The sequence below is a fragment of the Fulvivirga lutimaris genome, assembly GCF_009711525.1.
GTDB lineage: Bacteria > Bacteroidota > Bacteroidia > Cytophagales > Cyclobacteriaceae > Fulvivirga > Fulvivirga lutimaris.
In genome coordinates this window covers 1-16,539 of record NZ_SMLV01000405.1, presented here as the reverse complement: position 1 = coordinate 16,539, position 16,539 = coordinate 1, and the positions used below count along the sequence as shown (strand labels likewise).

At 37.8% G+C, this 16,539-nt stretch carries 10 protein-coding genes; 5 read left to right on the top strand and 5 right to left on the bottom strand.

Features of this window, described 5'->3' with window-relative positions:
* The first annotated feature begins 142 nt into the window (after positions 1 to 142).
* From E1140_RS14320 to E1140_RS14310, 3 genes are all read left to right on the top strand, one after another.
* Positions 143 to 1,531 carry an alanine/glycine:cation symporter family protein gene (locus tag E1140_RS14320; RefSeq protein ID WP_155185156.1) on the top strand — a complete coding sequence of 463 codons (1,389 nt, stop codon included), beginning with the start codon at positions 143 to 145 and terminating at the stop codon, positions 1,529 to 1,531.
* A 70-nt stretch (positions 1,532 to 1,601) separates the two neighbouring features.
* The gene (locus E1140_RS14315) at positions 1,602 to 2,591 is read left to right on the top strand and encodes a hypothetical protein (RefSeq protein ID WP_155185153.1); all 990 of its coding nucleotides are present in this window, start codon (positions 1,602 to 1,604) and stop codon (positions 2,589 to 2,591) included.
* Entirely contained in the window at positions 2,575 to 5,094 is a 2,520-nt protein-coding gene (locus E1140_RS14310) for a CHAT domain-containing protein (RefSeq protein WP_155185150.1), read from the top strand. Before E1140_RS14315 ends, E1140_RS14310 begins: the two co-directional genes overlap by 17 nt.
* Positions 5,095 to 5,096: 2 nt before the next feature.
* On the opposite strand, the gene E1140_RS14305 is transcribed toward E1140_RS14310, so the two are convergent.
* The 4 genes from E1140_RS14305 to E1140_RS14290 all read right to left on the bottom strand — a co-directional run bounded on the left by E1140_RS14305 (position 5,097) and on the right by E1140_RS14290 (position 11,974).
* Positions 5,097 to 7,562, bottom strand: a complete 2,466-nt coding sequence (locus E1140_RS14305) for an ABC transporter permease (RefSeq protein ID WP_155185147.1) — start codon at positions 7,560 to 7,562, stop codon at positions 5,097 to 5,099.
* A gap of 98 nt (positions 7,563 to 7,660) precedes the next feature.
* Complete coding sequence (locus E1140_RS14300) at positions 7,661 to 10,126, bottom strand: ABC transporter permease (RefSeq protein WP_155185144.1); 2,466 nt, start codon at positions 10,124 to 10,126, stop codon at positions 7,661 to 7,663.
* A 29-nt stretch (positions 10,127 to 10,155) separates the two neighbouring features.
* Positions 10,156 to 10,890, bottom strand: a complete 735-nt coding sequence (locus E1140_RS14295) for a VIT1/CCC1 transporter family protein (protein WP_155185141.1) — start codon at positions 10,888 to 10,890, stop codon at positions 10,156 to 10,158.
* Complete coding sequence (locus E1140_RS14290) at positions 10,874 to 11,974, bottom strand: o-succinylbenzoate synthase (RefSeq protein WP_155185138.1); 1,101 nt, start codon at positions 11,972 to 11,974, stop codon at positions 10,874 to 10,876. Before E1140_RS14290 ends, E1140_RS14295 begins: the two co-directional genes overlap by 17 nt.
* 73 nt (positions 11,975 to 12,047) lie before the next feature.
* On the opposite strand from E1140_RS14290, the gene E1140_RS14285 reads away from it, so the two are divergent.
* Positions 12,048 to 13,250 carry an S-adenosylmethionine:tRNA ribosyltransferase-isomerase gene (locus E1140_RS14285; RefSeq protein ID WP_155185135.1) on the top strand — a complete coding sequence of 401 codons (1,203 nt, stop codon included), beginning with the start codon at positions 12,048 to 12,050 and terminating at the stop codon, positions 13,248 to 13,250.
* Here E1140_RS14285 and E1140_RS14280 read toward each other — a convergent pair whose 3' ends face one another.
* Complete coding sequence (locus E1140_RS14280; protein WP_155185132.1) at positions 13,251 to 15,581, bottom strand: OmpA family protein; 2,331 nt, start codon at positions 15,579 to 15,581, stop codon at positions 13,251 to 13,253. It lies immediately after the preceding gene.
* 158 nt (positions 15,582 to 15,739) lie between these two features.
* On the opposite strand from E1140_RS14280, the gene E1140_RS14275 reads away from it, so the two are divergent.
* Positions 15,740 to 16,539 (top strand): mechanosensitive ion channel family protein (locus E1140_RS14275; protein WP_155185130.1); only part of this gene is annotated, 800 nt, incomplete at its 3' end.

Here is a 16,539-nt window from a genome sequence, read left to right as displayed (position 1 = left end):
ACAGAAAGAATAAGGGCTAATGACATTTATATTTGAAGTTCTAGTAAACGAAAATGATAAGTTAAGCATTTATGCTAATAATCCTTATCATGCTTTTAAATATTTATATCTTAGCAACCTTTGTTGAATTTTATCATAAACCATGGGTGATTTAATTGTTGATTTTGCGAATTGGATTTGGGGTTTACCACTACTAATATTATTGCTTGGTGGAGGTTCATTCTTCCTACTTTATTCCAAATTATTGCCATTCAAATATTTCGGTCATGCTATCAAAGTGTTGACAGGAAAATATGATAGCGATGAAGAAAAAGGCGAAATCAATCATTATGAAGCGCTATCAACACACCTAGCCTCCACTGTTGGGATGGGAAACATTGCCGGAGTGGCCATTGCCATAGTGACTGGCGGGCCTGGAGCCATATTTTGGATGTGGGTTAGTGCCTTTGTTGGTATTGCTACCAAATTTTTTACCTGTACTTTATCAATCATGTATAGAGGCAAAGATGAACATGGACAGGTACATGGTGGCCCGATGTATGTAATCAGAGAAGGATTAGGAAAATCATGGATGCCGCTGGCCTACTTTTTCTGTGCTGCTGGTCTTGTTGGGTGTCTCCCTATATTTCAGGCCAACCAGCTTACTCAAGTTATCAGAGATGTACTTATAATACCTAATGGCATGGGTAACTCATTCTTTGAATTGTTTGGCCAATCATTTCGCTATACAGACCTATATACTGGTTTAGTACTTACTGTGCTCGTGGGAATTGTAATTTTTGGAGGACTTAAACGAATCGCCAATGTGGCCAGTAAAATGGTGCCTTTGATGATTGTAATCTATTTCCTTTCAGTAATTACAATATTGCTAATGAATATTAGCGAAGTGCCAGGCATGCTGGGTTTAATTATTAGTGATGCCTTTTCAGGAAGCGCTGTTGCTGGCGGTGCATTAGGTTCCGTTATTATTACTGGAGCCAGAAGAGCCGCATTTTCTAATGAAGCAGGCATAGGCACTGCGCCTATTGCTCATGGTGCTGCAAAAACTGATGAGCCAGTACGTGAAGGTTTGGTAGCCATGTTGGGACCAGCCATTGACACTTTGATAGTATGTACATTAACCGCTTTGGCTATACTTATAACTAATGTATGGCAGACAACTGATCTGGATGGTGTTACATTAACTTCAAGAGCATTTGAGTCTGCATTTCCAGGTGTTGGAAATTACATTCTATTAACTTGTATTTTCTTCTTTGCCTCCTCTTCACTATTTAGCTTTTCATGGTATGGTTCAAGGTGTATGGCCTTCATAGTTGGAGAAGACAAAAAGTACGTATACAACTATGTTTATGTAGCCACTATCATATTCGGTTCTGTTGCTTCACTAAGTACAATTTTCAGCCTTATTGATGGCGCTTTTGCATTGATGGCAATACCTACTATGACCTCTGCTTTAATATTAGCTCCAAGAGTTATTAAGGCTGCAGATGAGTACATTGCTAAGATGAAAAGTAAAAAAGTGCTTGATTAACAGAATCTTAGTTTAGCATGCTAGTAGGTTTAGCATATAATTCATTAATTTGAATTAAAATAAGTCCACCATGTTAACAAAGAAGATATTTTCAATATTTATACTATCTGGAGCAGCATTACTCGTCAGTAAAACTGCTAACGGTCAAGGTTGCAGTGACGCTGGTTTTTGCACTATGGGTGCGATGAAACCAAGTCAGATTTATACCCGAAAAATCAATTTCAAACTTCGGTCGGCAGAGCTGAGTTTTGGGCGCGGAAAAACAACGCTTACTCCAGTTCTCAACGTTGTAACTATGGATTTAACCTTTGGTATCAACGAAAAGACTTCTTTTCAATTTAAATTACCATATCAGACAGTGAAAGGTAATCTGGGGCAGACATCTGGACTATCTGATATTTCATATTCCTTTACCAAAAACATGTATTCCTCAGAGAGTTTTCATATCAATGCAACTTTAGGTGGAAAAATACCTACTAACAATTCTGATTTAGACAGTGATGTCAAGTCTGAGCACATAACCACTGGTTTACCAGCGGGTACATCTACAGACCTTCCAATGTATTATCAAACTAGTTTAGGAAGCTGGGACCTTGTTGCTGGCGCATCTTTTATCAGCCAAAAATGGATGTTCGCCACGGGAATACAGATAGCATTGACAGAAAATGAAAATGATTTTCGCTATGAGCAATGGGCCAATTATCCAGATGAAAACTACTTGCAAGACAACTTCTTAGCTAACAATTTAAAAAGAGGTACAGACATTATGCTAAGAGTGGAAAGGGCTTTCCATTATTCTAATGTTGATATCAGACTTGGGCTTCTACCAATATTCAGAGTATCTAAAGACGAAATACTTGACCGAACTACTAATGAAAGAGTGAAGGTGGACGGCACAACAGGAATGGCGCTTACGGCTTTGTTAAATGTAGCCTACCATTTTAACACCAACCATAGCCTCAAATTTTTATATGGTAAAAAAATTACAGACAGAGATGTGAATCCAGATGGATTGACAAGGGACAATGTAGCTTCGATTTCCTATGTTGTTAGATTCTAAAGTCCTTCGTCTAACCGCCTTTGTCTTAATCTTCAGCTTTGTTAATGCCTACGGCCAGAATTGTGCTGAACTTTCTGAACGGCTTAAATCTGGTCAGCTTCTTGAGATAGAAACATTGATCTCAGGCCATGAGGATCTTTGTCCTGATGTTATTGGTGAGATTTATTTAAGAAAGGGGCGAAATGATTTGGCTGAAGAATACTTTACCAAGGCATTAGAAGGAGCCCAGTCCAAAGAAAAAAGGGCCTCCTCACTCAATAATCTTGGTATAGTTTATTGGAATGGCGGTCATACTGAAAAAGCCAAGGAATACATACTTGAAGCTTTAGAAATACGAAAGTCTGTTTTTGGTGAAAACCATGAACTTACAGCTGCCTCTTATAATGACCTTGGACTGGTGATTTCTAGCATTGACATTGACAAGTCACTCACTTATTATGAATCAGCACATAAGATTTATCAGCAGGTGCTTGGCGATAAAAATGAAAAGACAGCTCAGGCATTAATTAATATGGGTATCTCCTATCGCTCACTAGAATTTTTTGGGGATGCAACAAACAACTTCAATGATGCACTCAAGTTATGGAAAGAGTTATACCCAAACGGCCATCCAAATGAAGCCTTCATAATTAACAATATCGGCCAGACAAAGCAGATGATGAATGACCTTGATGGGGCCAAAAAAGAATATGAGAAGGCTCTATTGATTTACATTAAGTTTTATGGAGATAAGCACCCAGAAGTAGCCAATACCATGAACCTTATCGGAAGTGTATATAATATCAAAGGAGAGTTTGATATGGCATTGTCATACTATCAAAAGGCCATGATTGCCAATACAACATCATTTAGCTCAGAAGATCTGGAGTTGAACCCTAAGTCAGATGACTATCTCAACGCGAATATTCTGGTAAGCTCGTTGTATTACAAGTCTGAGGCTTTCGCCAATCTGCATTACAACAAGACACTAAAATTCAACGACTTAAAAAAGAGTCTTGATGCCCTGTCAGTTTGTGATACTTTAATTGATGCAATAAGACAATTAAGAACAAACGAGGCTGACAAGTTAGCGTTGGGGCAGATAGCCTCTACGGTATATGAAACAGGAGTAACCTTATGTAAAGGCATGGGTGATGTGGCGGTAAGAAAAGTTGAATATTATGAAAAGGCATTCTTCTTTGCTGAAAAAAGTAAGTCAGCCGTTTTACTAGAGGCAATTTCTGATGCACAGGCTAAATCATTTGCGGGTATTTCACCTGAAGACCTCTCAAGGGAAAAAGATTTAAAGTCTGAGTTGGCCTTTTATGAGAATGCGCTTATTGCTGAACAAAATGAAGAATTAAAAGTCACTTATAGATCTACCCTTCTAGCCCTGCGTCAGGAATATTCAGAATTTGTTAAAACATTGGAAATAAAATACCCTGAGTATTATGAATTGAAATTTAATCAAACTCAGCCCAGCGTATCTCAAATACAAGAGAAGTTAAAGCCAGATGAAACACTGTTGAGTTACTTCCTGACTACAAACTCTAATCGAATCTTCACTTTTGAAATCACGGATAGTAAATTTAAAATACACAGTGAACCGAAGTCCGAAGATTTCAGCAGATATCTCGCTGGGTTTAGAAATGGAATATATTTCAGAGATAAGGCTATTTATCTTAGAACTGCTAATTTGTTATACGAGCAACTCATACCAAAAAGGCTTGATAAGAACACAAAGCACCTTATCATAATTCCTTACGGCCAGCTCAGCACCATTCCTTTTGAGGCGCTACTAACTGATGACACCAAAGATGAAGGTAACTACAGTTCATACCCATTTTTGATAAAAGATTATGAGATCAGCTATTACTACTCTTCTACCCTACTTCTTATTCAGAAAGCTGCAGATCTAGAAGAAAACAGTGCTTTTTTATGTGCTCCGGTAATTTTTAAAGACTTAACGGATTTACCTGGCACAGCCAGAGAGGTTGAAGGTTTATCAACAGCCTTGACTAAAAAAGGAATTACCTCTAAGGCAATACTATTAGATGATGCAAACGAGGCTATAATTAAGAATAGCGATTTTAAGCAATATAAATACCTCCACTTCGCTACACATGGTGTTGTTGATGAAGACAACCCCTCACAATCTCGAATCTTCCTAAATCCTAAAGATCTGGAAGATGGAAGTTTGTTTTCTGGTGAGATCTACAATCTAAATTTGAAATCTGATTTAGTCACCTTATCTGCTTGCGAAACTGGCCTTGGTAAACTGACACAGGGAGAAGGCGTTATCGGCCTGTCTAGGGCATTGCTGTATGCAGGGGCAAACAATATCATTGTTTCCTTATGGAAGGTATCTGATCAGTCTACATCAGATTTGATGATAGACTTTTATTCTCAGAATCAGGATTCTGATTATGCACTCCCACTTAGAACTGCGAAACTGAACCTGTTAACAAAGGAGAAGTATGCGGAGCCCTATTACTGGGCCCCTTTCATACTTATTGGCAGATAATATTATTCGTACCTTAATGATTCAACAGGATTAACTCTGGTGGCCTTTATGGTTTGATAACTAACAGTTATTAGAGAAACCATCAAAACAGCAAGGCCTGCAATAACGAAGACCATTCCAGATATTGGTTGCTTGTAGGCGAAAGTGTTGAGCCATTGCTCCATTAAATAATAGGTTATTGGTATGGCCACTATAACTGCAATGGCTACCAGACCAACAAACCCTTTAGATAGCAGTATAAAAATCTGAGATTCGCTTGAGCCCAGCGTTTTTCTGATACCAATTTCTTTTGTTCTCTGCTGAGCAGTAAATGCAGAAAGCCCAAACAAGCCAAGACAGCCTACAATAATGGCTAATATGGCAAACGAGCCAAACAGATTTCCAAATTGCTGTTCATTTTCATACTGCCTGTTGAAATAATCGTCTAAGAAAAAGTAAGTAAATGGATTACCCGGAAAAGCAGCATTCCATGAGCTTTCTACGTGATCAATTGTATTGCTTAAATCAGCAGTCTTCAGCTTGATGGAATAGTACTCACCACCATAGATTGTGCAATAAAAAATAATGGGGTCTTGTGCTTGCTGTAGAGAAACCTGATTGTAATCATTAACAACACCTACTATAATAGGATTCCAACGAAAAGAGGGAATTTCGATAGTTGCACCTATGGCATCCTCTGGCTTCTCATACCCCAATAGCTCTGTGGCATATCTTGTAAGTATCACTGAGGTATCAGAATCGTTTATAAACTCCTCAGAGAACTTCCGCCCAGCCAACAATTTCATTTCAAAGACATCTATAAAATCATAGTCCATGCTATTGAACCTCAGTACTACTTCCGAATCTTCTCCAGCGCCATATGGTTTAGCGCCTACTTTATACTCTCTTTTCTTACCAGGAATAGTCACAGAGGTGGTTACTGCAGATATATTCTCATTTTTATCAAGTTCATTTCTAAAGACATCAATACTAGAATTAAAAGCATTTCTATCTCTTGGAGCCACTCCTGGTCTCTCGATGACCAACACCTGATCTACGTTCATCCCAATATCCTTATCCATCATAAAGTTGAGCTGATTGTAGATAATTAGAGTGCCAGCAATAAGACCTACTGACGTTATAAACTGAAAAATGACTAGTCCCTTTCTTAAAAGAATTCCTTTTGAGTTGGTCTGAAGCTTCCCTTTTAACACTGCAATCGGCTGAAAACCAGACAAGATAAACGCAGGATACAAACCGGAAAGCAGCGTACCCACTAACCACAGACCGATAATGAACAAACCTATTAGAGGGGTGAAAAAGGTGATGAAAGAAATGCTTAAGCCAGAAATGTTATTAAAAACTGGCAACGCTAAAAACACCAGAAATATAGCCAATATCAAAGCTGTAAAATTAATAATGGCTGACTCCATTAAAAATTGTCGCATCAGCTGCTGTCTAAATGCACCCATGGCCTTACGTACGCCTACTTCATTGGCTCTTTCCATTGCCTTAGCAGTAGAAAGATTGATGTAGTTTACCCAAGCAAGTACAATGATAAAAATCGCGATGATCATCATCGCAAAAACATTGTCCGCATCTCCGTTTGCTTCTGGTTCTTCTGCCAGGCTAGAAGTTAGATGAATATCTGTGAGAGGTTGTAGAAATAAGATGTCTTTCCTGTTTCTTTCTGCCAGATCAGGAGCGTATTTATTTACTAATTCTGGTAGTTGTTTCTCAACATCTTCCCAGTTCACATTATCAGCCAAGCGAACATAGGTGTACATATCCTTTCTTCTCCATGACTCATGATACCTACCAGGTGCCCAATCTCCACGACCGTAAAGGGTTTTATAAGAAAATAAGACATCAAATTTGAGATGGGTATTTTCTGGAAGATTTGCAATAACGCCAGTCACTTCACAGAGCTCATTATTAAAATCATCATCATTCAGTCTGATCATTTTGCCTAGCGGCTCTTCATCTCCAAAATACATTTTGGCATACTGCTCGGTGATGACCGCTGTATTTGGTTTTGACAAGGCCGTTTTTATATCACCTTTGATCATTTCATAACCAAACATTGGCAAAAAGGCTGAATCAGCATACAGAAACCGTTTTTGCTTAAACTTGACTGGTTGGCCAGGGGCATCTTCATAGGTGATAACTATGTTGTTTTTATAGCCCATGTTATAAAGTCTGGCATAGCTTTCTACGCCCGGAATATCAGCTACCATGGCTGGGCCTACACCAGGGTAATTTTCTGCACTGTTAATAAGAAGTTCGTTGTTAACGTACTGCTCAAGTCCTACTCTATATATGGTTTCAGGATGGTTATGAAATTTATCATAACTATTTTCGAAACTGACATACTTAACAATAAGGAGAAATGAAGCTGAACCGATTGCGAGACCTAGGATATTGATAAGTGAAAATATCCGCTTTTTGAGTATACTCCGTAGAGCTACCTTAAGATAGTTTTTGACCATAATACGTGTTGTTTTGAGTTATTTGACCAGATGAATTTACCAAAAAAAATTGAAGTAAGCTACACCTCGAGCTGTATTAGGCTCATTGCCCTCTATTTCTACTCATACCGCAATGAATTGATGACATTCACTGTTGCGGCCTTTATGGTGTGATAGCTTACCGTTAACAACGCTACGAAAATGACAGCAAGGCCAGCTATTGCAAACACCCACCATTGGATCGACTGTCTGTATGCAAAGGTTTCGAGCCAATTATCCATAAAATAGTAAGTGACTGGAATGGCTATGACCACCCCTATCAAAATCAGATAGATAAACTCTTTTGAAAGGAGAATGAATATATCGCCAATCTTAGAGCCTAAAACCTTCCTAACCCCTATTTCTTTAGTTCTCTGATGGGCCGTATAGGCAGATAAACCAAATAAGCCCAAACAACCAATGAATATTGCCAGAATTGAAAATGATGCAAACATATTTCCAAATTGACGCTCGTTAGCATACTGCTTGTTGAAGTAGTCATCTAAAAAAAAGTATTCAAAGGGATTTTCAGGAAAAGCCTTTTTCCAAAGCTTCTCCACATGACTTACTGCTCCTTCAATATCATCTCCGGCAATTCTCATTGAGAAAAAATCAGCTCTGTATGGCTCAAAGTAAAACATGGTAGGCTCATATGACTGTCTCAGTGAGACCTGGTTATAATCATTGACAACACCAATTACAATTGGGCTCCAGTCCCATGAGGGAATGTTAATATTTGCCCCAATAATATCATCTGGTGATTCATAACCAAGAAGTTTTGAGGCTGATTCTGTAATGATAACGGCTGTATCAGTATCATTGATATAGTCGGGAGAGAAATTTCGACCTGCCAGTAACTCCATTTCAAAAACATCAATAAACTCATAGTCCATGCTGTTTAGCCTGAATACAACAACGCTTTCAACATCACCATTGTATGGTTTTACCCTTGCTTTAAGTTCCTGAGTATTACCAGGAACTGTCAAAGAGCCCGATACATTTTGTATCGAAGTATGACTGGTCAACTCATTCCTAAACAAATCTACACTAGAGTTAAATTGATCTCTATCCTTAGGCGCTATGCTCGGTCTTTCTACCACCATAACCTGGTCTATCTCCATACCAATATCTGTATTTTGCATAAACTGCAATTGACCATAGACAATCATTGTAGCTGAGATAAGACCTATAGAAGTTACAAACTGTAATACCACCAATGATCTCCTGAAAAGCACGCCAGAATTACCACTTTTAAATTTGCCAGATAATACTGCTACAGGATTAAATGATGATAGTACCAAAGCAGGATAGATACCAGAAAATACAGTACCAACAGCACAAATCAATATCAGTATGCCAATATTAGATACGCTCATAATTTGCAAAAAATCAAAAGAGTGGCCTGTAAGCTTGTTAAATAAGGGTATTACCAGGAATATGAAAACCAAAGCTATTACGGAGGCTGAAAAATTAATAATGGCAGATTCTAATAAGAACTGTCCGAACAACTGCTTTTTAAAGGCTCCCATTACTTTTCTAACACCTACTTCCTTTGCACGCTCCGCAGCCTTAGCTGTTGACAGATTTACATAATTAACCCATGCTAAAACAAGAATGAATATAGCAATGAGCCCCATTGCTTTCACTCCTTGAGCGCTACCATTCATCTCTGGTTCATCAGGATAACTGGAATGCAAATGAATATCATTCATAGGCTGCATGGGCAATATGTCCTCCCTATTTCTTTCTGCCAGATTGGGAGAATATTTATCTACCAGTTCGGGCAGTTTGGCAGCTACTTCCTCGGGATTAGCCTGATCAGTAAGCTTAACATAGTTATACATCAGGTTTTGATTCCAGGACCCATTAAAGATCCTTGGTGCCCAGTCTCCACGACCATAAAGGGTGGTATATGAAAATAGAATATCAAACTTCAAATGTGTGTTTTCCGGTAAGTCTTCAAAGACACCAGTGATTTCCGCCAATTCATCATTATTCTGATCGTCTTGCATTCTTAGCACCTTGCCAATTACATCTGACTGCCCAAAATATACATTAGCCAAACTCTCTGAAATTACAGCGGTATTTGGCTTTGCCAGGGCGGTATTTACATCACCATCCTTTAGTTTATAGCCAAATAGGGGAAGAAATGAGCTATCTGCATACATAAACCTCTTCTGCTTTAGCCTTATAGGGTTATTTGGTAATTCTTCATTAGAAATGATAACATTCACCTTGGTTGGTGCATTATACAGACGAGCGAAATCTACTACTTCAGGCATGTCTGACTTCATGGCCGGGCCTATGCCAGGGTAGCTTTCTGCAGTACTTGTTGCCAGCTCATTATTTGCATATCGGTCAAGGGTAACACGGTAAATAGTATTGGTATCCTTCAAAAAGCTTTCATAACTATTCTCAAAATTGACATAGTGGTTTAAAAGAACAAAGGCAGCAATACCTGTGGCAAGTCCAAGGATATTGATAATTGAAAAGACCCGATTCTTGAGAACGCTTCTAAAGGCAATTTTTAAATAATTTTGAAACATAAGATCAATTCGATTTTACTTTCTCGCAGTTACACAAAATAATTAGCTAACACTTCACCAACATAATAAGCCAAAAAGGCGGCCAGCCCTCCTAATATAAGGGTTTCCACAATTCCCTTCAGAAAGGACTTCTCTGTCACCTTACTTTTTAAGAAACCAACAAACATAAGTGCTACAGCTGTTGAAATACAAGATATTAGAAACAGGTTATCTCTTTCCAAATCCATAACCTGAGCAAATATGTAAACCAACAATGGAATAATACCTATCAGGTTAAATGACAAAAATGTCGCAAAAGCCGTTTTAAATGGAGTTTTTTCATCCTTAGTCATCTCAAGCTCCTCTTTCATCATAGTGTCCACCCAAACATCTTTATCAGAAGTTATCACCTCAACGACCTGCTCCAACAAATCTCCTTTAAAACCCTTAGCTTCATAAATTTCTCTTATCTCCTGAACTTCTCTATCCCTTAAATTTTCAATCTCCCAATATTCAATTTTTCTATGCTTGTCATAGTTATCTCTGTCCGCCTTTACAGAAAAGTAGTTACCTACAGACATCGAGAACCCATCTGCAATTAAGTTGGCAAAACCGAAAATCAAAACCCAATATAGTTCTGCATTGGCTCCCGCTGCTCCGGCAACTACTGCAAATGTGGTAATGGCCCCATCTATACCGCCATAAACAAACTCTGAAATATAATCTTTATTGAAAATCCAGATATTACCTTCCGAATGGAGTTTGTTTTCACTCAGCGTGGTCATTGTCTAAGAAAGATAAGTCCCAAGATTTATTTTGATCATAAACTATATGTCCAGCGGACACAGTCAGTGGCGATTCAATATTATTATGATATAGCTTGCCAGTACCAAGCCCCTGATAGCTTTTAGCCTCAGTTTTGCTTGCCAATTGACTAATAGCATTTAGTCCAATATTTGATTCTAGTGCGGAAGTAATCCACCAACCGATATTCATACCATTGGCTATTTCTATCCACTCTGTTGATGATTGCAGCCCACCTATCAGAGTAGGTTTAATGATGATATATTGAGGTTTAATTTTTTCTAACAGTGCTACCTTATCTGATTTAGTATTAGCGCCAATCAGTTCTTCATCAAGTGCTATATCAATCGGAGCTTGAGCACAAAGTTTGGTCATTAAATCATGTTGACCAACGGCAATAGGTTGTTCTATAGAATGGATGCCATGACGAGCCATAGCCTCCATTTTATATAAAGCTTCTTCAGGTTTAAATGCACCATTAGCATCAACTCTTACAAGTATATCCTGAGTATAATATTTGCGCCTTATGTAATGTAGAATATCAATCTCCTTCTCAAAGTCAAGTGACCCAACTTTCATTTTGATACAATCAAAGCCTTCAGTAATCTTATCAGAAATTTGTAGTAGCATAGCTTCCATATGCCCCATCCAAATCAATCCATTGATTGGAATCTTCTCACCCACTTCGTAGAAGTTGGTTTTATATATTAACCTTTTGCCTCCATTTATTAAATCCAGTAGGGCAGTTTCAATAGCAAATCGCAGAGCTGGATATTCATAGCCAGCTACTTCCAAAGCCATATCAAAGATTTCCTGTTCTGACTTAGGAGCTTCAAACCCCACTAGTGCCTTCAACTTAATATCAATTTCAGGCTGTAGTTCCTCTTTATCATCAATGCTTAACTTCTTCAATGGTCCGCACTCGCCCAAACCAAAAATTGCTGTATTAGTTGCCGCCCAGACTTTGATTATGAATGTCTCTTTGACCTTTAATACTCCACGTGATGTACCTGCAGGAAATTTGAAATCCAATGTATATGGATGGATGGAATATTGAAGAGCCATTTTAAAAAGTTAACCTTTAATTTGAGCGTTTTAAACCACTTAATCAATATTCTTCAACCTATATTTGTGCAAAATGAAGAATACACCTACTGAAATAAGTTTAAACGACTACACGTATAATTTACCCGAAGAAAAAATAGCCAAAGAGCCACTCAAAGAACGTAGTGACTCAAAGCTCCTTACTTATAAAAATGGCATATTAGGTCACGATGTTTTTAACAACATTGCCGAGCACATTCCTTCGGGTGCATGTCTAATTTTCAATAACACAAGAGTTATCCCAGCAAGGTTATTTTTTGTGAAAGATACGGGTGCATTAATAGAAATATTCCTTTTAGAACCTTTAGCACCTACCAATGAAGTGGCCAGCGCTATGCTGGTAAAAAACACTTGCGTCTGGAAGTGTATGATAGGTAATCTTAAAAAGTGGAAGGAAGATCAGGCACTAAGATTAGAGCTTCATGACGGGCAGCAACTAAAAGTAAAAATTACAGATCGACAACAACAGTTGGTTGAGTTCACCTGGGATTCCAATGAAGTGTTCGTGCATGTATTAGAAGCAGCAGGGAAAATACCACTTCCTCCCTATATCAATAGAGAAGTAACTTTTGAAGATCAGGAAAGGTATCAAACAGTATATTCAAAATTTGAAGGTGCTGTGGCAGCACCAACGGCCGGCCTTCATTTTGATGACAAGACGTTGGAATCATTATCAAAAAAGAAGGTAGATTTCGATTATCTTACTTTACATGTAAGCGCAGGAACATTTCAGCCTATAAAAGTTGATAATGTACTTGAGCATGCCATGCACTCTGAACAAGTGGTTGTCACCTTAGAAAACATCAATACTTTACTTAGCAAAAACTTTATAGTTTCTGTGGGAACAACATCTATGAGGACATTAGAAAGTCTTTACTGGTACGGGGTTAAACTTATAAATGGTGAAACTGAGTTCTTTATAAATAAACTTTATCCATACGATCATGAAGCTGGGGTCTTGCCATCAAAAAGTGATGCATTAGAAGCTGTAAAAAGATACTTGATAGAAAAGAGTTTAACACAAATTACAGGTCAAACTGAGATATTCATTTTCCCGGGTTATAAATTTAGAATATGCAATGGGCTTATTACCAATTTTCACCTTCCAGGTTCTACGCTAATATTATTGGTAGCTGCATTTATTGGTGAGGATTGGCGAGAAGTATACAAAAAAGCGATAGCCAATGACTACCGCTTTTTAAGTTATGGGGATTCTTCTTTATTACTACCCAGCTAATTACCTTCTTGCCTGATCTAGCGGCACTAGTTCAACCTCCACTCTTCTACTCTCTTCAGCATTGCCACTGGCATTTTTGGTAGCTCCAAAAGCCTTGGCAATAATTCTTCTTCTAACCACTCCCTTCTGGTTAATGTAATCAAGAACAGCTATGGCCCTTTCATTCGAAAGCTTTCTATTAAACTCCTCGTTACCTTCGGCAGAAGCATAACCGGAAATCTGTACACCCAGATCAGGGTATTTGTTTAAAGCTTCTATCAGTTTATCTAATTCTGCGTTATAAGAGGCCTTCAAGTCACTTTTAGAGACATCAAAATACAGCTTGGTAACTTTGTTAAGCAAAGTCTTGTCATAAGTAACAGGCTGCGCTGCTTTCTCAGCTTTTTGTTTTTCTGCCTCCTCGGTTACGTACATTGTTGGTAAAGAAAATATGGTCTTGCCATCTACTTCCTTCTTCTCAAACTTGCTCTCGTCACTTTCATCATAATAGTAAACCCTTGTTGCCTGTTCTAATTCCTGGCTTGAGTCAAAATTAACCTCATCTATAGAGTTAGTCATATAGATAAGGCTTGTTAAATACTCTATACCTTTTTCATCACTAGCAGCAATTAGATCGTTCATGAGATCATAAACATCAATGCTATCACTTTTAATTAATGCAGACTCGTGTGTTTTTCTAAAATCTGTAACAGCATCTTCATGTGTGTCATAAAATGCATTTTTAACCTCTACAGACTGGCCCACAACTACATCAAACTGTTTGATGGTTTTCAAATAAATCATCTGAAATAATTCATAAAAATAAGTTTGGCCAGGCACGTTGATATTCAAGGTATATGGTAAAAATCCTTCAGATTCGATAATCATGTCATAATTCTTAGCTGGAGGTAGTATGATCAAGTAATTACCAGTTTTTGGATCTGGTTGATAAACAAAATCAAGTTTCTTACCTGACTCATTATCTATCATATAAATCTGTGTAGGCATTGGCTGGCCTGTTTCACCATCAAGTATTCTTCCTTTTACCATAGTCAAAGGCACATTCGCCTCCTCCTCTGGCATATCTATGGTGTAAATATCCTGACCTCCATTTCCTCCTTTTCTGTTAGATGAAAAGTAGCCCTTTCGACCGTCAGCAGTTAAAGTAAAATAATTATCATCAGCTGTGGTATTAATAGGATAGCCCATATTTTCAGGCTTCGTCCATTCATCATTAAAAAGACGGGTTACAAATATGTCTCTACCACCGATAGTATTATGCCCATCAGATGTAAAGAAAAGTGTCCATTGATCAGGATGAATAAATGGAGCATCCTCATTATATTTTGAATTCACTTCAGGTCCGAGGTTTACAGGATCTCCCCAATCTCCAGATTCAAGTTTTTTAATCTGGTAAATATCTAATCCACCATACCCACCAGGTCTATTACTGGCAAAATACATAGTTTTACCATCAGGCGTTATACTAGCCGTACTTTCAAGGTGCCTGGTTGTATTAATCTTAGGACCTAAAGTAGTTGGTATGGACCAGTCTTTACCTGATTTATCTATAGAATAAAGATTACCTGCTCCCTCAGCTGCTCCAATAAAAATCAACATCCTTTGTCCATCAGCAGATAGTCCGGCAGTACCTACATTATAATTAGAAGTAATTTCTATTTTTTGAGGCTGAGACCATGTACCTGATTCGTTATAAGAAATATATACCTCTTCTATAAACTCCTCATTAGATCTGGTTTTCCCTGTGTTTGGTCTAAGTGCGGTATAGGCCATTACACTTTCATCTGCTGAAACTACAGGATTGTATTCTGTATAAGATGAATTTATTACCTGACCAAAATTATGAATTGAAATATCTTTTGGACTGCTCATCATTATGAGAGCGTTATTAGCGATTTCGAGAGCACGATCTACCTTTTGAATTTCAGCTCGCTCATTCTTCAATGTAGCCTTATATTGCTGATAATAGTCAATAGCTTTTTCCACTTGGCCGTCAAGATGATAGACAGCCGCCAGGTTAAACAACAATTTTGGAGGCAATTGATCTTTGGCAAGCTTAATGGCCTGCTCAAAATAAGGAATAGCCTTTACCTGTTCATTTATTTCAAATGACTGCTCGTAGCAAACACCAGTATTATAGTAAACCAGAGCATCACCCTCACCTGCTTCAATGGCTTCAAGGTAAAGCTTTAAGGCTTCATCATAATTCCTGATTTTGAAATACTTATCTGCATTAGACACGGTCTTACTTACACTCTGTGCTTGAACCGATCCTACCAAAAAAATTCCGAGTAATAAAAGAATTACTCCGGAGTAGACTGACTTTTTCATTTTACTTTGTTTGTAGACAATATCTATTTTAACCAAAATAGTATATCAAATTGTAATTTACTATTCAGTTTTATATTAATTCGACATCAAATTTAAGGATTTATGACATATCAATCGTTTATTTTTTGATATCTTAAGCGCTTAGACATTACTTCTGCATGGATGAACTAAAGATTTTGCTTAATGACTTTTGGGAGGTATTGAAGGACCTTGCTCACTTTTTTACAGTTAAACTCTTCAGTATTGGTAATTCGGAAATCACGCTGATTACCATCGTATATCTTCTTATTTCTGTTGTACTCCTCAACTTTTTCTCAAACAGGCTAAGTAAATTCATTGGCAATACCGTACTAAAAAAGTACACTACCATTCCATCAACTGCTCAATCTGTATCGACTATTATAAGGTATGTCTTTCTTGTGGTTGGAATGATGGTAATCGTTCAGACGGCTGGAATTGATCTTAGTGCACTAAGTATTTTAGCTGGTGCTTTAGGAGTTGGTATTGGTTTTGGTCTCCAAAACATTACCAACAACTTTATTTCTGGAATCATCATTTTGTTCGAACAACCCATCAAGCTTGGTGATAGAATTGAGGTGGGTAATATTAAGGGTGATGTCCTAAAAATATCAGCCCGGGCAACAACTGTTGTAACAAATGACAATATATCTGTTATTGTGCCTAATTCAGAGTTTATTAGCTCAACAGTTATCAATTGGAGCCATAATGATAGAAATGTGAGTTTTAGGTTTCCTGTTGGTGTTGCTTATAAAGAAGATCCTAAAAAGATAAAAGCTTTATTGTTGGAAGTGGCTTCTGAAAACTCTGGAGTGCTAGATAGCCCTGCTCCTGATGTTTTATTTGATGAGTTTGGAGATAGCTCTTTAAACTTCTACTTGAGAGTATGGACAAGTGACTTCACCAGTAGACCCAACATATTAAAAAGTCAGTTATACTA

Coding starts and splice junctions, on each gene's coding strand:
- E1140_RS14320 (WP_155185156.1), top strand. CDS start 143: ATGGGTGATTTAATTGTTGATTTTGCGAATTGGATTTGGGGTTTACCA.
- E1140_RS14315 (WP_155185153.1), top strand. CDS start 1,602: ATGTTAACAAAGAAGATATTTTCAATATTTATACTATCTGGAGCAGCA.
- E1140_RS14310 (WP_155185150.1), top strand. CDS start 2,575: ATGTTGTTAGATTCTAAAGTCCTTCGTCTAACCGCCTTTGTCTTAATC.
- E1140_RS14305 (WP_155185147.1), bottom strand. CDS start 7,562: ATGGTCAAAAACTATCTTAAGGTAGCTCTACGGAGTATACTCAAAAAG.
- E1140_RS14300 (WP_155185144.1), bottom strand. CDS start 10,126: ATGTTTCAAAATTATTTAAAAATTGCCTTTAGAAGCGTTCTCAAGAAT.
- E1140_RS14295 (WP_155185141.1), bottom strand. CDS start 10,890: ATGACCACGCTGAGTGAAAACAAACTCCATTCGGAAGGTAATATCTGG.
- E1140_RS14290 (WP_155185138.1), bottom strand. CDS start 11,974: ATGGCTCTTCAATATTCCATCCATCCATATACATTGGATTTCAAATTT.
- E1140_RS14285 (WP_155185135.1), top strand. CDS start 12,048: ATGAAGAATACACCTACTGAAATAAGTTTAAACGACTACACGTATAAT.
- E1140_RS14280 (WP_155185132.1), bottom strand. CDS start 15,581: ATGAAAAAGTCAGTCTACTCCGGAGTAATTCTTTTATTACTCGGAATT.